Origin of the sequence: Cohnella rhizoplanae, from assembly GCF_948329515.1 — a bacterium.
Lineage (GTDB): Bacteria > Bacillota > Bacilli > Paenibacillales > Paenibacillaceae > Cohnella > Cohnella rhizoplanae.
Window position 1 is genome coordinate 272,629 of record NZ_CAOJCN010000006.1, and the last position, 17,602, is coordinate 290,230.

The 17,602-nt window shown below is 61.1% G+C and carries 14 protein-coding genes and 1 pseudogene; all 15 read left to right on the top strand.

Translation table 11 applies throughout. The features are described 5' to 3' along the window. Nucleotides 1-344: 344 nt before the first annotated feature. Nucleotides 345-2,042: a right-handed parallel beta-helix repeat-containing protein gene (locus PQG80_RS12705; protein ID WP_271751729.1), complete on the top strand. Its 1,698-nt coding sequence runs from the start codon at nucleotides 345-347 to the stop codon at nucleotides 2,040-2,042. 181 nt (nucleotides 2,043-2,223) lie between these two features. After that, nucleotides 2,224-3,414 carry a right-handed parallel beta-helix repeat-containing protein gene (locus tag PQG80_RS12710; RefSeq protein WP_271751730.1) on the top strand — a complete coding sequence of 397 codons (1,191 nt, stop codon included), beginning with the start codon at nucleotides 2,224-2,226 and terminating at the stop codon, nucleotides 3,412-3,414. A gap of 354 nt (nucleotides 3,415-3,768) precedes the next feature. After that, entirely contained in the window at nucleotides 3,769-4,545 is a 777-nt protein-coding gene (locus PQG80_RS12715; protein ID WP_271751731.1) for a YveK family protein, read from the top strand. Between the two features lie 119 nt (nucleotides 4,546-4,664). Continuing rightward, entirely contained in the window at nucleotides 4,665-5,774 is a 1,110-nt protein-coding gene (locus PQG80_RS12720; RefSeq protein ID WP_271751732.1) for a glycosyltransferase, read from the top strand. A gap of 55 nt (nucleotides 5,775-5,829) precedes the next feature. Next, nucleotides 5,830-6,528, top strand: coding sequence for a CpsD/CapB family tyrosine-protein kinase (locus PQG80_RS12725; RefSeq protein ID WP_271751733.1), 699 nt, complete (start codon nucleotides 5,830-5,832; stop codon nucleotides 6,526-6,528). Then, nucleotides 6,525-7,241, top strand: a complete 717-nt coding sequence (locus PQG80_RS12730; RefSeq protein WP_271751734.1) for a sugar transferase — start codon at nucleotides 6,525-6,527, stop codon at nucleotides 7,239-7,241. The genes PQG80_RS12725 and PQG80_RS12730 overlap by 4 nt, the downstream gene beginning before the upstream one ends. 63 nt (nucleotides 7,242-7,304) lie before the next feature. Next, nucleotides 7,305-8,462 (top strand): glycosyltransferase family 4 protein, encoded by a 1,158-nt coding sequence (locus PQG80_RS12735; RefSeq protein WP_271751735.1) that lies wholly within the window; start codon nucleotides 7,305-7,307, stop codon nucleotides 8,460-8,462. Nucleotides 8,463-8,477: 15 nt separating this feature from the next. Then, nucleotides 8,478-9,827, top strand: coding sequence for a UDP-glucose dehydrogenase family protein (locus tag PQG80_RS12740; protein WP_271751736.1), 1,350 nt, complete (start codon nucleotides 8,478-8,480; stop codon nucleotides 9,825-9,827). Between the two features lie 43 nt (nucleotides 9,828-9,870). Further along, nucleotides 9,871-11,169, top strand: coding sequence for an O-antigen polymerase (locus PQG80_RS12745; protein ID WP_271751737.1), 1,299 nt, complete (start codon nucleotides 9,871-9,873; stop codon nucleotides 11,167-11,169). Beyond that, nucleotides 11,166-12,302: a glycosyltransferase family 4 protein gene (locus tag PQG80_RS12750; RefSeq protein ID WP_271751738.1), complete on the top strand. Its 1,137-nt coding sequence runs from the start codon at nucleotides 11,166-11,168 to the stop codon at nucleotides 12,300-12,302. Before PQG80_RS12745 ends, PQG80_RS12750 begins: the two co-directional genes overlap by 4 nt. After that, nucleotides 12,299-13,513, top strand: a complete 1,215-nt coding sequence (locus PQG80_RS12755; protein WP_271751739.1) for a glycosyltransferase — start codon at nucleotides 12,299-12,301, stop codon at nucleotides 13,511-13,513. The genes PQG80_RS12750 and PQG80_RS12755 overlap by 4 nt, the downstream gene beginning before the upstream one ends. Continuing rightward, nucleotides 13,500-14,972 (top strand): MOP flippase family protein, encoded by a 1,473-nt coding sequence (locus tag PQG80_RS12760; RefSeq protein WP_271751740.1) that lies wholly within the window; start codon nucleotides 13,500-13,502, stop codon nucleotides 14,970-14,972. The genes PQG80_RS12755 and PQG80_RS12760 overlap by 14 nt, the downstream gene beginning before the upstream one ends. Before the next feature lie 116 nt (nucleotides 14,973-15,088). Beyond that, complete coding sequence (gene galU, locus PQG80_RS12765) at nucleotides 15,089-16,000, top strand: UTP--glucose-1-phosphate uridylyltransferase GalU (RefSeq protein WP_271751741.1); 912 nt, start codon at nucleotides 15,089-15,091, stop codon at nucleotides 15,998-16,000. Between the two features lie 48 nt (nucleotides 16,001-16,048). Next, nucleotides 16,049-17,422, top strand: coding sequence for a sugar phosphate nucleotidyltransferase (locus PQG80_RS12770; RefSeq protein WP_271751742.1), 1,374 nt, complete (start codon nucleotides 16,049-16,051; stop codon nucleotides 17,420-17,422). Then, nucleotides 17,395-17,602: pseudogene (locus PQG80_RS12775) on the top strand (hypothetical protein); the annotation flags it as partial. The gene PQG80_RS12770 and the pseudogene PQG80_RS12775, both read left to right, overlap by 28 nt.

The following is a 17,602-nucleotide window of genomic DNA, read 5'->3' on the forward strand; positions in this document are numbered from 1 at the left end:
CTCTTCGCTTTACCGCTCTAGGCTCGACGGTTTTCCGATGTTCCGCACAGCCTTCAAGAATGATCTTCCCGAATCTTTTCCGTCCGCATTTCACCCCTACTCTTCTTGCAAGATCTCGCCGTTTTTTCTTCCTTCTATTAAAAGTAGATTATAATTTCTTCGCTTTTATTTCCGCTTAACCATGCTAAAATAGGCGACAGGCAACATTTGGCATGTCCAAGTCCGCTGCCAAAGTCTTCATGTCCACCCAGTTGCATCCGATATATCAATTATAGTTACAGTTATCGCTATTACTCCGTCTTTACCCCGGTTCAATCCTATTTAAACATACGGAGGTTATTTATTTGAAAAATATCGGTTTGACGGCAATGGCGCTCGCTCTCGGTCTTAGCATCGCGAATTCGTTCATGTCCGATAGAGAGGCCCAAGCCGTCAACGTTGCCGACATATATGCTGCACCGCAAGATTTCTCCACCGCGCAGGGGAAGAGCCAATGGTTCTATCAGAAGAGCGCGGGCTCGGTATACAGCAATCTCGCCTACAACGCCGCCGACAAGCGCTGGCAAGCCGCAGCGGACGCCAGCTATCCTTGGGTGAACAAGGACGCGATGCATCCGAGCAAGGACTTCGACGCGGTCTTGAAATGGGTGTCGCCAGGCAGGGGGACGGTCGCGATCAGCGGCACCGTCAAGGAAGGCAACGACCAAGGCGACGGCATCCTCGCGGCGATCAAGAAGGACAAGACGACGTTGTGGAGCGATGTCGTCACGACGACGACGGGCAAGACCCACTCGCTTCGCGATATCGCAGTAGAGAAAGGAACCGCCATCTACTTCCAAGTGAACAGCAGAGCTTCGATGAACAACGATCACACGATGTGGGACCCGGAGGTAACGTTCACGGCGGCTACCGGAGCTCAATCCGCGGCGCAACCTGCGAAGACGGCGGCCTTGACGGCCCAGTCAGCTGCGAAGCCGGCACTGCCAGCGGTAAAGTCGACGGCGACACCGGCTAACGCCAATCCTTACGCGCTGCCGGTCGAGAGCTGCGGCGCCGTCGCGAACGACGGCAAGGACGATTACGGCGCGTTCGCGGCTTGCTTGGACAAGGCCAAGACGCAAGGCAAGTACGTATCCGTGCCGACCGGCGAATATCACCTGAGCAAGATCCTGACGATCAACGGCGTCAAGCTGATCGGCGCGGGCATGGCGAAGACGACCCTGATCTCGACCGATCCGCTGAACGGCTCGATCGATCTGAAGGGGGCCAACCCCAAGCTGAGCAACGTCAAGCACGTCTATCAGACGACCGTGGCCCGCGGCAACGGTTCTAACGAGAAGAACAGCATCACCGTACGGGGCGCGACGAACTTCACGATCGACAGCGTGTACGTTTACAAGTCGAGCACGGCGGGCATTCTCGTGCAAGGCGCATCCAAAGGCGGAACCATCACGAACAACACCGTCGACTCGACCGGCGCGGACGGCATTCATATTACGGACGGCAGCAGCGACGTGCTGATCCAAGGCAACAAGGTCAAAGCGACGGGCGACGATACGATCGCGGTCGTAAGTTACGCGCAGGACGGACCTGCGGTGCATGACGTCACGATCCGCAAGAACGACGTCGGCTATCTCTCCAAGGCGCGCGGCATCACGGTCGTCGGCGGCACGGACGTGCTGATCGAAGGCAACTCGGTCCAGGACACCTACATGGCCGGTATCTATATCGCCTGCGAAGGCAACTACAACACGGTGAACGTCGACCGGGTTACGGTCAAGGGCAATACGATCGTTCATGCAGGCATCCATGAGCCGGAGAATCATCCGAACGTGCTGGTCTACGCCTCCCATGGCGTCATCGACAACGTCACGTTCTCGGGCAACACGATCAAGAACGCGGCCCACCGCGGAATCGGCGTATGGGGCAGCGGACAGATTCAGGACATTTACTTCACGGGCAATACGCTGGTCAATCCGGTCGGAGCGGATACGACGTTCACGGCAGGCACCATTCATCTGAGCAACAACAAAGGCTTCTGATCGCTTCCTCGATCCTCGTGCGAATACGGGGTGCCAATCCGGGATTTCCGGGTTGGCTTTTTTTAATTTTGCGCGGCTTGTTAACGTTTTTTAATGTGCGAGATTGTTTTACCCAGGTGCATAAAGGGTGAAACTCAGGTAAGTCCGATAAAACTATAAATAGAGCAGCCTGGAGGTTGGAATGGAGAGAACCCGAAAAAAACGCTATGCGCTGTGGACGGGAGTCGCCTTGCTGGCGGTTCTGGCCGTCGTTTTGCTGTGGCCGCGAGACGGGGACGACAAGTCCGCGGGGCCGGGCAGCGAACCTGGCGCCTCGTCCGGGCAGTCGTCGTCCGCCGAACCGCCGGCATGGAAGATCGAGGACGGCGCGCTCACGTGCCTGGCCGCGGCAGACGATCGCGAAGACGATCTGAAGACGCTCGAAGCGTGCACGCATCAGGCCAAGTCGGAGGGCATTCCACTGCGCCTGTCCGAGGGAGAGTACCGAATCGGAGATATCTGGGTCATTAACGGCGTGGAGGTACGGGGAGCCGGTACGGACAAGACGGTGATCGTATCGACCGATCCCGAACGGGGTTCGATCGACCTGGAGGGAAGCGGCCCGTCGCTGAGCGATCTGACTCACGTCTACGAGAAGACGGTAGAGCGGGGCAACGGCGCCAATGTGAAAAATAGCGTCACCGTCCGGGCGGCGAACGGCTTCCGTATCGAAAACATGCGCATCGACAAATCGAGCACGGCCGGCATTCTCGTGGAGGAGGCTTCCGATGACGGCGTGATCGCCGGCAATACGATCGAGAATACGGGGGCCGACGGCATCCATATCACGGACGGCAGCACCCGGATCCGCATAGAGAACAACAAAGTATCGGGCACCGGCGACGACGCGATCGCGGTCGTCAGCTATCTCAAGGACGGCGCCGTGACCCGAGACGTCACGATCTCGGGCAACGACGTCGGATACGATTCCAAGGCCAGAGGCATCTCGGTCGTCGGCGGCGAGGACGTCACGATCGAGAACAACCGGATCCAGCGCACGGAGATGGCCGGCATTTATATCTCGGTGGAGAAGGAATGGGAGACGGCCGATACGAAAAACATCGAGGTCGTCAAAAATACGATCGAGCATACGGGCATGCGTAAGAGCGGGGACCATCCGAACATTCTGGTCTATGCCTCCCACGGCAAACTGGACGACATCACCTTCGATGCGAACACGATCAAAAACGCCGTGAACGACGGCATCGGGGTGTGGGGGGACGGAGACCTAGGCAATATTTATTTCTCGAACAACGTGCTCAGCGATTCTAGCAAGTCGCCTACCAACTTCAAAGGCGGCAACATCCATCTGGACGGAAACACAGGATTTTAATAATTTTATTGACAAGGGCGCGCCGGCGCGATAGCGGCGCGCTTTTTCGCGCTTTTCAAAAATGAGAAAACCCCAATGAAAACGTTGCCACATTTTACATGTTTGTTTCAGAAGGGAACTTGGGTGTTTAAGTTGGGGTCAAGAATGAGATAAACGGAGGGCCTACCGACGAGCCAGGACCCTAACCTACATAACCGGACATTTCTCGCAGGATTCCGGCGCGTATAGGCCCAACGGACGATCTCGTTCCAGGTTTGCCAAGGTCGATGTGAAAACCCATGGCGCACGACATAGATGAGCAAGCCGTCAGGTAAAGCGCAGAACATTAAAACAACGAAGCGGAGGCTATCTGGAATGGAGCTGCAGCATTACTTAAGGGTCGTCAAGAGATACTGGTGGATTCCCGCCCTGTTGATCGTCGTCGTCTGCACGGCCGCGTACGTGTATACCAACCAATACGTGAAGCCCGTCTATCAGGCCTCTACGGATCTGATCGTCAACAAGACGGAGTCGACGCTCGCCGGACAACAGGTTATCGACCAGAACTCGATCAACACGAACCTGATGCTCATCAACACCTACAAGCAGATCATCAAGTCTCCGTCCACCATGAAGCGCGTCGCGGACGAGCATCCCGAGCTCGGCCTGACGGCCTCCCAGATCAGCGACAAAGTCGCGGTCAACACGATGAAGGACGCGCAGATCATCACGCTGGTCGCCAAGGACGACACCTACGGCTCCGCCGTGAAGATCGTCGAAGGCGTATCGAGCGCCTTCCGCAGCAGCGTCACCTCGCTCATGAAGCTTAACAATATTACCGTGCTCACCGAGCCGGATCCCCTTGCGGCGCCGGGACCCGTCAACAGCAGTCATACGGTCCTCTACATTTTCTGCTTCCTGCTCTCCGCGCTGCTGGGACTCGGCATCGCCTTCCTCGTCGACTACTTGGACGACAAGGTCAGAACCGAAGACGACATCGAGAGCGAGCTCGGCATCACGATGCTCGCGAGCATCGGCAAAATCAAGCAAAAGGACTTGGCGCAAGGCCGAATCCGCACCGCGGTTCCGTTCGCCAGGGAAGCCGCCGTCCGAGGCAAGCAAGAGCTGAGGCCTGCTAAGGAACAGCGCTAACACTCCCTGGCACGCGAAGGAGGCGGACTCGTCAGGCCATGACATCACGAAACATCCTCATTTACCGAGATAGTCTTTTAGCGCCGTCGGAAACCTTTATCCGCTCGCAGGCGGAAGGCATGAGAATCTACAGCGCCCATTATGCGGGCTGCAAGCGAAAAGAAGGCCTCGCGCTAGACCCCGGGCGCGTCACCGTCCTGAACGAAGGGGATGCCGGAGGCAGGCTGCGCGAGATGCTGTTCAAGGCCACCGGGATGGGGTTCCCGATCGAGAGCCGCTTCAAGCAGATGAACTTCCGGCTGGTGCACGCGCACTTCGGTCCGGACGGCGTCATGGCGGCGCCGATCGCGAAGCGCCTGCGCATCCCGCTCATCGTGACCTTCCACGGCTACGACGCGACGGTCAAGGACGAGTACGCTCGCAAGTCCTACTACACGCACCGCAATTATATCCGCAAGCGGGAGCTGCTCAAGCAGGATGCCGCTGCATTCATCGCCGTATCGGACTTCATCCGCGGCAAGCTGATCGCGCAGGGATTCCCGGCCGACAAGATCATCCGGCACTACATCGGCGTCGACACGCAGTTGTTCAAGCCTTCCCCCGATTCGCGATCATCCCGGGACGACATCGTGCTGTTCGTGGGCCGCTTGGTCGAGGTGAAGGGCGCCGCGTATCTCATCGAGGCTATGAGCGAGGTGCAGCGGCATCGGCCGGACGCCGAGCTCGTCGTCATCGGGGACGGACCGCTGCGCGCGGAGCTGGAGTCGATGGCGGCGCGGAAGCTACGGAAATACCGGTTCCTCGGGACCCAGCCGTCCGACGTCGTGAAGTCCTGGATGAACCGGGCCAAGGTATTCTCCGTGCCGAGCGTGCCTACGCCGTCCGGCGCGGAGGAGGCGTTCGGCATCTCCTTCCTGGAGGCGGCCGCCATGGGGCTGCCTGCTGTAAGCTTCCGCACGGGCGGCATCCCGGAGGCGGTGAGCGACGGAGAGACCGGACTGCTGGCGGATCCGCGCGACTGGCGCGGATTGGCGTCCGGCATCGCCCGGCTGCTGGGCGACGAAGCGCTGTGGCGCCGGATGAGCGCGAGGAGCCGGGAGCGGACGTGCGAATCGTTCGACCTGAATGAGCAGACGCAGGAGCTGGAGCGAATCTACCATGCCGTGCTGGCGGGCGACAGGAGCCAGGCGGCCGATTATCAATGGATGCCGAGCCGGATCGACGCCTAAGGCGCCGGCCGGGCAGGCCCACCCCACATACACTCAAGGACAGGCAGGGATCAGAATGAGCAGAGATAACAGCAAGCCGCGGCAGATCGCCAAGGCCAACCCGGGCTCGTCGGTGTCCGAGTCTTACAAAAAGCTGCGGACCAACATCCGCTTCTCCTCGATGGGACAGGCGGTCAAGGTCATTCTCGTCTCCTCGGCGGTGACGGGCGAGGGACGCACGACGACCGCGATCAACCTGGCGATCAGCTACGCGCAGGAGAACAAGAACGTACTGCTGCTAGACGCCGACCTGAGACGGCCGTCGGTCGGACAAGCCTTCTTCCGCTCGAGCCGCACGGGGCTGAGCGACATCCTGATCCGGCAGAGCATGCCGCAGGACACGATCCAGCAGACGGATATCGCCGGGCTGTTCGTGCTCCCGGCGGGCACGGTGCCGCCGAATCCCTCGGAGCTGCTCGGCTCCGAAGCGATGCGAGAACTCCTGGAGGAGCTCAAGGAGCAGTTCGACGTCATCGTCGTCGATTCGCCGCCGGCCTCGTCGTTCGCGGACGCGCAGATCGTCGGCGCGATGTCGGACGGCGTCGTCCTCGTCGCCCGCTCGGGCAAAGTCACCAAGGAAGCCGTCCGCCGCACCCGGCTGGGACTCGAGCACGTCGGCGCGCATATCCTCGGCGCCGTCCTGAACAATACCAGCCGCGGCATCGTTGAATCCAACTACGCCAACTACTACGGATACGGAGGAGATCACACATGAGTCTAGTCGGCCACGAGCTCGAGATCGCCAGCCGCGCACCTGCCGCGGCTTCCGCACAGCCTATCGTTCAGCCTACGGTGAAGACAAGCGGAACCAACTACCTGTTCGTTAGCGCCAAGCGTGCGATCGACCTGCTTGGATCGGGTATCGGACTGATTCTCCTTTCCCCTGTATTTGCCATCATTGCGCTTCTCGTCAAGCTCGAGGATCCCAAGGGCCCCGTCTTCTTCAAGCAGCATCGGATCGGCAAGGGCGCGAGCATGTTCAACATCTACAAGTTCCGCTCCATGAACACCAACTCCGAGCAACTGCTGCGGGAGGACAAGGAATTGTACGCCAAGTACGTCGCGAGCAACTACAAGCTCGAGCCGCACGAGGACCCGCGCATCACGCGCATCGGTCGCTTCCTCCGCAAGACCAGCCTCGACGAGCTGCCGCAGCTGTTCAACGTGCTGAAGGGCGAGATGAGCCTCGTCGGACCGCGCCCCGTCGTGGCCCAGGAGCTCCAGGAATACCGGGACAAGAAGCGCGAATTCCTGTCGGTCAAGCCCGGCATCACGGGTTATTGGCAGGTGAGCGGACGCAGCGAAGTCGGTTATCCCGAACGCGTCGACCTCGAGCTGTACTACGTGTACAACAAGTCCATCGCGCTCGACATCAAGATCCTGCTGGCGACGGTACGGAGCGTGCTGCTCAAGAAGGGCGCCTATTAATCGCATGCATAACCGATCGAACAACCAGAAAACATCAAGCGCGGACAGGAGGTTGATAGCCAGATGAAGGTAGCGATCGTTCACGAATGGCTGACGACGTACGCGGGGTCGGAAAAAGTCGTCGAGCAAATGCTCGAGGTGTACCCCGAGGCGGACGTGTTCGCCATGGTCGATTTCCTGCCGGAGAAGGACCGGGGCTTCCTCAAGGGCCGCAAGGTCCGGACCTCGTTTTTGCAGAACATGCCGCTCGCCAAAAAGAAATACAGACAGTACCTGCCGCTCATGCCCCTCGCCATCGAACAATTCGATCTGTCCTCCTACGATCTCATCCTATCGAGCTCTCACGCGGTCGCCAAAGGCGTCATCACGGGACCGAACCAGCTCCATATCTCCTACGTGCACTCGCCGATCCGGTATGCCTGGGACATGCAGCACCAGTATCTCAAGGAATCCGGCCTGCAGCGCGGCCTCAAGGGCGCCCTGGCCAAGTGGATGCTGAGTCGCATGCGCATGTGGGATTACCGCACGGCCAACGGCGTGGATTACTTCATCGCCAACTCGGAATTCATCGCGAGCCGCATCTGGAAGGTGTACCGCAGAGAGTCGAGCGTCATCTATCCCCCGGTCAACGTGAACGCCTTCTCCTATCGCGAGGACAAGGAAGACTTCTACCTGACGGCCTCCCGCATGGTTCCGTACAAGAAGATGGACATGATCGCCGAGGCGTTCGCCATGATGCCGGACAAGAAGCTGGTCGTCATCGGCGACGGCCCGGATATGGACAAGGTCAAGGCCCAGGCCGCCAAGGCGCCCAACATTCAGGTGCTCGGCTACCAGCCTGACGCCGTGCTGATCGATCACATGCAGCGGGCCAAGGCGTTCGTGTTCGCGGCCGAAGAGGACTTCGGCATCACGCCTGTCGAAGCGCAGGCCTGCGGGACGCCCGTGATCGCCTACGGCAGGGGCGGGACGCTCGAGACCGTGCGCGGGCTCGGCGTCGCGCAGCCGACCGGCGTCTTCTTCGAGGAACAGACGGCTGCGCAAGTCGTGGCGGCCGTGCGGCGGTTCGAGGCGGAGGGCGGCGCGATCCAGGCGGCCAACTGCCGCAAGAACGCGGTGCGCTTTTCGCCGGAGTCGTTCCGCAAGAAGCTGCAGCAGCACGTGGAGAACAAGCTGCATCAAAATACGCGTCAGGCCGGCAGCGTCCAGGCCGTTCTATAGGGGGAAAAGACAACCATGAAATTGACCTTCATCGGCACCGGCTACGTAGGGCTTGTCTCCGGCGTCTGCTTTGCGGAGATCGGCAACGAAGTGACCTGCCTCGACAAGGATCTGGCGAAAATCGCGCGGCTGAACGGCGGCGAGGTGCCGATCTACGAGCCTGGACTCGGCGAGCTGATCGAGAAGAACAGGGCCCAAGGCCGCCTGCGCTTCACCGGCGAGCTGTCGTCCTCCATCCGCTCCGCGGAGGTGATCTTCATCTGCGTCGGCACGCCGCCGCTGCCGAACGGAGAAGCGAATCTCGCGTTCATCGAGCAGGTCGCGCAGGACATCGCCCTCGAGATGGACGGCTACAAAATCATCGCGACCAAGAGCACGGTGCCCGTCGGCACGAACGACAAGATCCGCGAGATCGTCTCGCAGCTGACGCGGCATCCGTTCGACGTCGTCTCGGTCCCCGAGTTCCTGAGAGAGGGCTCGGCCATCGCGGACACGCTGCACCCGGACCGCATCATCATCGGCGCGGACAGCCCGGCGGCGGCCGAGAAGCTCGCGGAGCTTCACCGTCCGCTCACCGAGCGCATCATGACGACGGACGTGCGCAGCGCGGAGATGATCAAGTACGCGTCCAATGCCTTCCTCGCGACGAAGATCTCCTTCATCAACGAGATCGCCAACATCTGCGAGAAGGTCGGGGCGGACGTCACGGACGTCGCCAAGGGCATGGGACACGATCGCCGGATCGGACCGTCGTTCCTGCAGGCGGGCATCGGCTACGGCGGATCCTGCTTCCCCAAGGACACGAACGCGCTCATCCAGATCGCCGGCAACGTGGACTACGAGTTCAAGCTGCTCAAGTCGGTCGTCGAGGTCAACCAGGGCCAGCGGTTCAACGTGATGACCAAGCTGCGGCATACGCTCGGCGAGCTGGGCGGCAAGCGGATCGGGATCTGGGGGCTGGCGTTCAAGCCCGATACCGACGACGTGCGCGAGTCGCCGGCGCTGGACATCGTCGGCGCGCTGCTCGCCGAAGGTGCCGAGGTACAGGCGTATGACCCGGTGGCGACCGCCAACTTTCGCGCCATCTTCGGTCAGGAAGGGGAGGTGCGCTGGTGCGAGACCCCGTTCGAGGCGGCGCAGGATGCCGACGCCCTCTGCCTGCTCACGGATTGGTCCGAGTTCAAGGCGCTCTCCCTGCCGGACGTGCAGGCGCTCATGAAGCAGAACATCCTGATCGACGGCCGGAACGTGTATACGAGCGAGCAAGTGAACGAGGCGGATCTGCGATACTACTCGGTCGGCCGGCCGCATGTAGGCAGCCTGTCGCAGTTCGCGTCGGAGCCCGCCGCATTCTACGGCAGGTAAGCTTGCCGTGCAGGAGCCATCAAGACGAAGGAGTGCCCGCGATATGAGAAAAAACGCGTCGGTATGGTGGATGAATCCGACCATCCTGTTCGCCATGGTGATCGGCGTCGTCATCACGGGCGCTTATATGATTCCGGACGCGAACTACCGGATGTTCTACCGGGTAGACAAGTTCATCGACAGCGACAACATCTGGCTGGCCGTCTACCCGGCCGTGGCCTTCGCGCTGGGCGGACTGCTGGCCTCGGCGCTGAACAAGGGCGTGAAGCCCGCCTCCGTGCTGTCCGACACGATCCTGAAGCGCGACAACTTCATCAAGTTCGCCGTCTACGCCTTGTTCGCCGCGACGCTGTTCGGCTACGCCGTCTACTTTTTGATCATGGTCCGCAGCGGGTTCACGCTCTCCCTGTTCCTGTCGGTCCTGAAGGGCGAGCCGGGGGCCATCTATTCGATCAAGCAGAACTTCGACAAGATCACCGGCGTTACGTCGTTCACGAACTTCGGCATCGCCTTTACGATCCTCGCGACCTACTACCAGTGCATCACCGGCAAAAAGACGTTCCTGCCGGCGATGGCGGTCGTGTTCCTGCTCACGCTGATGCGCTCGATCTTCTTCACCGAGCGGCTCGCGCTGATGGAGATTATGGTGCCGGCCGTCATTATCTGGATCTCGATGCGCCTGAAGCAAGGCAAGCGGGTGCCGCTCGTGCGCTTGTATCCGGTCATCGGCATCGCGTTCGTGATCTTGTTCTTCGGCATCAGCGAGTACTTCCGTTCCTGGCTCAGCTTTTACGTCCACGTTTATCCTTCGTTCTGGGAATTCGTGGTCACCCGCTTTTTCGGCTATTACGTCACCGCGCTCAACACAGGCACGCTTTACATACGAGAGCTCGGCTTCCCTACGGTCGCTTTTCCTTATCAGACCTGGGAGTGGTTATGGAAGATCGCGCCGGGCGGGGACGCCTATGCAGTGGCGCATGGCGGACGCTCGGGAGACCTGCTGAACAACATCCTGGAGACGATGGGCAATCCGGAATTCAACAATCCGTCCGGGCTGATGCTGCCGTATCACGATTACGGCTTCGGCGGCGCGCTGGTCTACATGGGGATCCTGGGCTACTTCAGCGGATTGCTGTACGCGCACTTCCGCAACAACCATACGTTCGGCATGCTTATCTACCCCATCTGGATGGTAGGCATCCTGGAATTCCCGCGGTACCTGTACTTCACGAGCGGGCGCTTCTTCCCTTGCTGGGTCGCGCTGCTGCTGTTCACGCTCGTCCTTCATTACAATAAGCGCAAAATCAAGAGCTGGCGGCTCTCGGGGGTGAACCGGACATGAAGCTGCAAAAAATTTATATCAACGGCCGCTTCCTGACGCATCCGATCACGGGGGTCCAGCGGTACGCCATCGAGATTCTCCGCTCGCTCGATGCGATGGTCGGCAGCCGCGACGCGGCGGTCGAAGGGTACGAATTCACCGTGCTGGCGCCGCAGGGCGAGCTGAAGCCCGCCGGGCTCCGCCATATCGAGACGCGCCAAGGGGGGCGGGGGACCGGCCACGCCTGGGAGCAGCTTAGCCTGCCGTCGCTATCCGCGGACGGATTCCTGCTCAGCCTGTGCAATACGGGGCCGATGACCAAGCGCCGCCAGGCGGTTACGATGCACGACGCGGCGGTGTACGCCGCGCCGGACACGTACTCCTTCGCCTTCCGCACCTGGTACAAGGTGCTGCAGCGCGTCCTCGGCGCGAACGCCAAGCAGATCCTCACCTGCTCGGCGTTCTCCCGCGCGCAGCTGACGGAGCACTTCGGCATCCCCGAGCGGAAGATTAAGACGATCTACCACGGCCGGGAGCATATTCTGCGGATCAAGCCGGACGAGACGGTATTCGAGCGTCACGGGCTTACGCGGCCCTACGTGCTGGCGGTCAGCAGCATGAGTCCGAACAAGAACTTCGCGTCCGTCGCCAAGGCGATCGAGCTGATGGACGACGCGGACTTCGACATCGTCATCGCGGGCGGCAGCAGCAAGATCTTCAAGCCCTCGGGCGGACGGATCGGCGGCGAGGTCAAGCAGCTCGGCTACGTGACGGACGAAGAGCTGAGAGCCCTGTACGACCGGGCTTCCTGCTTCGTCTTCCCTTCGTTCTACGAAGGCTTCGGCTTCCCGGCGCTGGAGGCGATGGCCTGCGGCTGTCCCGTCGTGGCCTCCGACGCCGCCTCCATCCCCGAGGTATGCAGGGACGCCGTGCTGTACTGCGATCCGCGCGATCCCGCGGACATCGCGGACAAGATCGAGCGCATCATGGCGAGCGGCGAGCTGCGGGCGCAGCTCCGCGAGCGCGGCCTCGCCCGCGCCGCCTTCTTCTCCTGGGACAAGTGCGCCCGGGAGACGCTGGACGCGATCCGGCCGCATCTGTCCGCGACCGCGCCGGCTTATGTCCGGGAGACGGAGAGGGGGTTGAGCCGATGAACCCGAACCCGATGCACCCGATGCACCCGATGAACATCGTCTTCGCCAGCCACACGTACATGGGCGGGCCGTTCGTGGTCGGCTCCCACCATCTGGCCCGGGAGATGAAGCGGCTCGGGCATCGCGTCATCCACATGAGCACGCCGCTCAGCCCGATGCACCTGCTCAAGTACAAGGACCGGGACATCCGCGAGCGGATCCGGATCTACCGCGGGGGGGTGGAGGAGCAGCCCGACCAGGCGGTCAACAGCGTGCCGATGTCGCTGCTGCCGTGGGAGCTGGCCGGCCCGATCTACGCCCGTACCGGCAAGAACTGGACGCTGCCGCGCATGAAGCGGCTGCTCCGCTCGCAGGGCATGGACCGCGTCGATCTGCTGCTCATCGACCAGCCCCGGTTCGCAGGGCTGGACCGGATCGTGAATCCCGCCGTCACCGTGTACAGGCCCACCGACCTGTACGCCCAGATGACGGGCGACCGCTCGATCAAGGCGGCCGAGGCGGCCATCATGGCGCGGGCGCACGGCTTGGTCTCGACGTCGGAGCCGGTGCTCGACGAGCTGCGGCCCTACAACCCCGCGCTGCCGAGCCTGCTGCTCGAGAACGGCGTCGAGTACGCCCACTTTGCGCAGGGCGGCGACGAGCCCGAGGACATGCGGTCGATCCCGGGCCCCCGGGCCGTATACGTAGGCGCGCTCGACGGGCGTCTCGACCTCGGCGCGCTGCGCAAGCTGGCGGACGCCTGGCCGGAGCTCGGCCTCGTCGTCATCGGACCGTACGACGAGGCGACTGCCGCCGTCTTCGCCGGCCGGCCCAACGTGCATCTGCTCGGCCCCAAGAAGTACAAGGACGTGCCGAAGTACCTTCATCACGCGGACGTCGCCCTGCTGCCGCTCAGCGACCATGCGGCCAACAAGGGCCGCAGCCCGATGAAGCTGTACGAGTACGCGGCGGCGGGGCTGCCGGTCGTCGTGACCGAGACGCCCGAGCTGCTGCGGCGCGAGGAGCCGTTCCTGTATTTCTACCGCCATGCGGACGAATTCCCGGGCAAGGTGCGCGATGCAGTCTCTGCGAAGCACGGCCGCGAGCGTATCCGCGCCATGGCCGAGCGCCACGCCTGGGACGCCAAGGCCCGCAAGCTGCTCGAGTTCGCCGACGGATTGCGGCGGACAGCCTCATCGAAGGAAGGGACTCTCAACCATGAGCTCGCTTAAGAAAAAAGGGATCGCGGCGGCCAAATGGTCCACGCTGGCAACCGTGATCTCGATCGTCGTGCAGGTGCTGCAGCTCATCACCGTCTCTCATCTCCTCACGCCGAAGGACTACGGTCTCATGGGCATGGTCATGGTCATCGTGGCTGCAGCCGTCAATCTGACCGACATGGGCATCTCTAACGCGATTATTCACCGGCAGGACGTCACCAGGAACCACCTCTCGAGCCTCTACATACTTAACCTGGCGACGAGCTTGATCATCAGTCTGGCGATCTTCCTGTCCGCGCCGCTCGTGGCGGCTTTCTATAATGAGCCGGATCTGGTGAATCCGGTCCGCTGGATGTCGCTGCTCTGCCTGATTCCGGCGTTCGGGCAGCAGTTCGAGGTGCTGTCGCGCAAGGAGCTCAAGTTTGACGTCATCTCCAAGATTCAGATCGCTTCCTACGTCGCGGGTTTTCTGATCGCGATCGCGGGCGCTTACTACGGCTACGGCGTCTACGCGCTGGTCGGGTCATATCTGGGCAACGCCTTGGTCCGTTCCGCGGGGCTGATGATCATGGGCTGGCGAAAATGGACGCCCGCTCCGCATTTCGCCCGCGAGGACCTCAGGGGCTACCTCAGCTTCGGCGTCTATCAGATGTCCTCGAATCTCCTGCAGTCGTTCATCTCGAATCTCGACTATCTGATTCTGGGCCGCATGTACGGCGCGCAGACGCTCGGCTATTATTCTTGGGCTTACCAGCTATGCATCATGCCGGTCCAGAAGCTGACGCCGCTCATCAACTCGGTCACGCTGCCGATCTTCGCCAAGATGCAGGACGATCTGGCGCAGCTGCGCAAGGGCTACATCAAGATCGCCGAAGGCGTCAGCTATTTGAACGCGCCGATCTATCTCGGCCTGCTGGTCACCGCGCCGATGCTCGTCACGTTCGCCTTCAGCGAGAAGTGGCTGCCGAGCGTGCCGCTCATCCAGATCCTTTGCGTCATGTTCCTCATCCGCTCGCTCGTCGTCACCGTCCAGCCGCTGCTGCAGTCCAAGGGCCGCGCGGATCTATATTTCCGCTACACGCTGCTCTGTATGGCCGTGCAGGTACCGGGGCTGTTCATCGGCGCGTATCTGGGCGGCATGATCGGGCTATGCTACGCGTTCGTCGCGGTACAGGTCGTCATCTTCTGCATCCAGTACAGCTACGCCGTAAGGCGGGTCCTGGGGCCGAGTCTGGCCCCACTGCTGCGCGGCATCGCGCCCGGATTGCTGTGCGGCCTGGTCATGGTCGTCGGCGTCCTCGCCTTCGACTGGCTGTTCCAGACGTTGTTCGAGCTCAATACGGGCTTTATCCTGCAGGTCATTTGCGGTGCGCTACTCTACTTCGCGGTCATATTCTATTTCAACCGGAATCTGATTCATGCGGTTCGCGATAAGGTATATAGGAGACATAAGTCCGTGAAGCCGGGATGATGCCCAGCGGCTCTCCCTTGACTCCATAATCCCCGCCGTCCCCGTATTCCCCGTCGTCCTGTCCTGCGACCGTCGCCATCGTCGTCTTCCACAGCAGATAGGAGGTTTTTCTACTAATGAACAAAGTTAAAAAAGCGATCATCCCCGCCGCGGGCCTCGGCACGAGGTTCTTGCCCGCGACCAAGGCGATGCCCAAGGAAATGCTCCCGATCGTCGACAAGCCTACGATCCAATACATCGTCGAAGAGGCGATCTGCTCGGGCATCGAGGACATCATCATCGTCACGGGGCGCAGCAAGCGGTCGATCGAGGACCACTTCGACAAGAACCACGAGCTCGAGGCGGACCTGGAGTGCAAGCAGAAGAACGAACTGCTGGAGATCGTGCGGGGCGTCACGAACCTGGTCGAGATCCACTGCGTCAGGCAGAAGGAGCCGCTGGGGCTCGGACATGCCATCTGGTGCGCGCGCAAGTTCGTGGCGGGCGAGCCGTTCGCCGTCCTGCTCGGCGACATGATCATCGAGAGCGAAGTGCCGTGCCTGAAGCAGATGATTGACGTCTACGAAGAGCGGCCCGGCAGTATTATAGCTGTAGAAGAAGTGCCTTGGGAGAGCGTCTCGAGCTACGGCGTCATCCAGGGCGACATGATCAACAAGAAGCTGAACCGGATCACCAATCTGGTAGAGAAGCCGAAGATCAACCCGCCGTCCAACCTGGCGATGATCGGGCGCTATATCCTGGACCCGAAGATCATGGATATCCTCGAGCATCAGCAGCCCGGCGTGGGCGGGGAGATTCAGCTGACGGACGCCATGAAGCAGCTGGCGGCCGATCAGAACATGTACAGCTTCCGGTACGAAGGTAAGCTGTACGACGTCGGCAGCAAGCTCGGCTTCCTGAAGGCTAACATCGACTTCGCGCTGAAGCGCGACGAGCTCGGATCCGGTCTGTGGGAGCATCTGTACGAACTGACCGGCGGCGCGGCGCAGGACGCCGGCGGCATGCGCGAGGCGCGCAGAATCGGCTAAGGCCGGGCAAAGAGAATCCATCTGAAAAATTTGGGAGGAGAAAATAAAATGAAATTGGTATTGCTATCCGGGGGCTCCGGCAAACGGTTGTGGCCGCTGTCCAACGATGCGAGGTCGAAGCAGTTCCTGAAGGTGCTCGAGAACGAAAACAAGGAAATGGAGTCGATGGTCCAGCGGGTCTGGGGTCAGATCTGCGCCGTCGGCCTCGACCAGTCCACCGTCATCGCCACGGGCAAGCAGCAGCTCGATATCCTGCAGAGCCAGCTCGGCCAAGTGCCGATCATCGTCGAGCCGGAGCGGCGCGACACGTTCCCTGCGATCGCGCTGGCGGCTGCATACTTGTATTCGCTGAAGCAGGTCGACCTGAACGATACGGTGTGCATCCTGCCCGTCGACCCTTACGTCGAAGACCGGTTCTTCGAGCGGATCCAGGATCTCGAGAACGTGCTGAACCGTACGGACGCGAAGATCGCGCTTATGGGCGTGACGCCGACGCTGCCTTCCTCGAAGTACGGCTATATCGTGCCGGAGCAGGGCGCGGGCGACGATTCGTACAGCCGCGTGGCGCGGTTCACGGAGAAGCCGTCCGAGGACAAGGCGAAGGCGCTGATCGCGGAGGGCGCGCTGTGGAACTGCGGCGTGTTCGCGTTCAAGCTCGGTTATCTGATCGGACTGCTGCTCGAACGCGGGGTGCCGATCCAGTACGAGGAGCTCCAGAAGAACTACGACAAGCTGGCCAAGATCAGCTTCGACTACGAGGTGGTCGAGAAGGAATCGGATATCGTCGTCATTCCTTACGACGGCTATTGGAAGGACCTCGGCACCTGGAATACGCTGACGGACAACATGGGCGCGAGCGTCATCGGCAACGGGATTCTGAGCGAGGACAGCTCCAATACGCATCTGGTCAACGAGCTGGATATCCCGGTAACGATCATCGGCATCCACAATGCGATCGTCGCCGTGAGCCCGGACGGCATCCTCGTGTCCGAGAAGAACGCGAGTCCCCGGATCAAGGACATGATCGTGCCGAACCAGCGTCCGATGTACGAGGAGCGGACGTGGGGCTGGTACCGCGTGCTCGATTACTCCAAGAGCCATGACGCGGAGGTGCTGACCAAGCGCATCTGCCTCAAGGCCGGCAAGCATATCAATTATCACTACCATGCGGAGCGGACCGACACGATGACGGTCGTCTCGGGTGAAGGAGAACTCGTGCTGGGCGAAGAATTATATATTCTGAAGCCGGGAGACGTGTTCCAGATTCCGGCCGGTTCGTACCACGCGCTCAGGGCGGCGACAGACATGGAATTCATCGAGATTCAGCAGGGCGAATCGGTGAAGGAAGACGACGAGATCGATCTCTACGGAACCTGGGAGGAGATGGAGTTCCATTGTCTGTCAAGAGGAATCCCCTCGTAAAAAGAATTATCGTCATCGCGTCCGCTGCGGTGCTGCTGCTTGTCCTTGGCGGAGGCGGGTACGCTTGGTACCTGTACCATGACGCTACGGACACGCTCAGCGATATCTACCAGCCGATCGGCACCGTCCCCGCGGCAGGGGACGGCGAGCAGGCCGCGATCGGCGGGGGCGGAGCGGGGG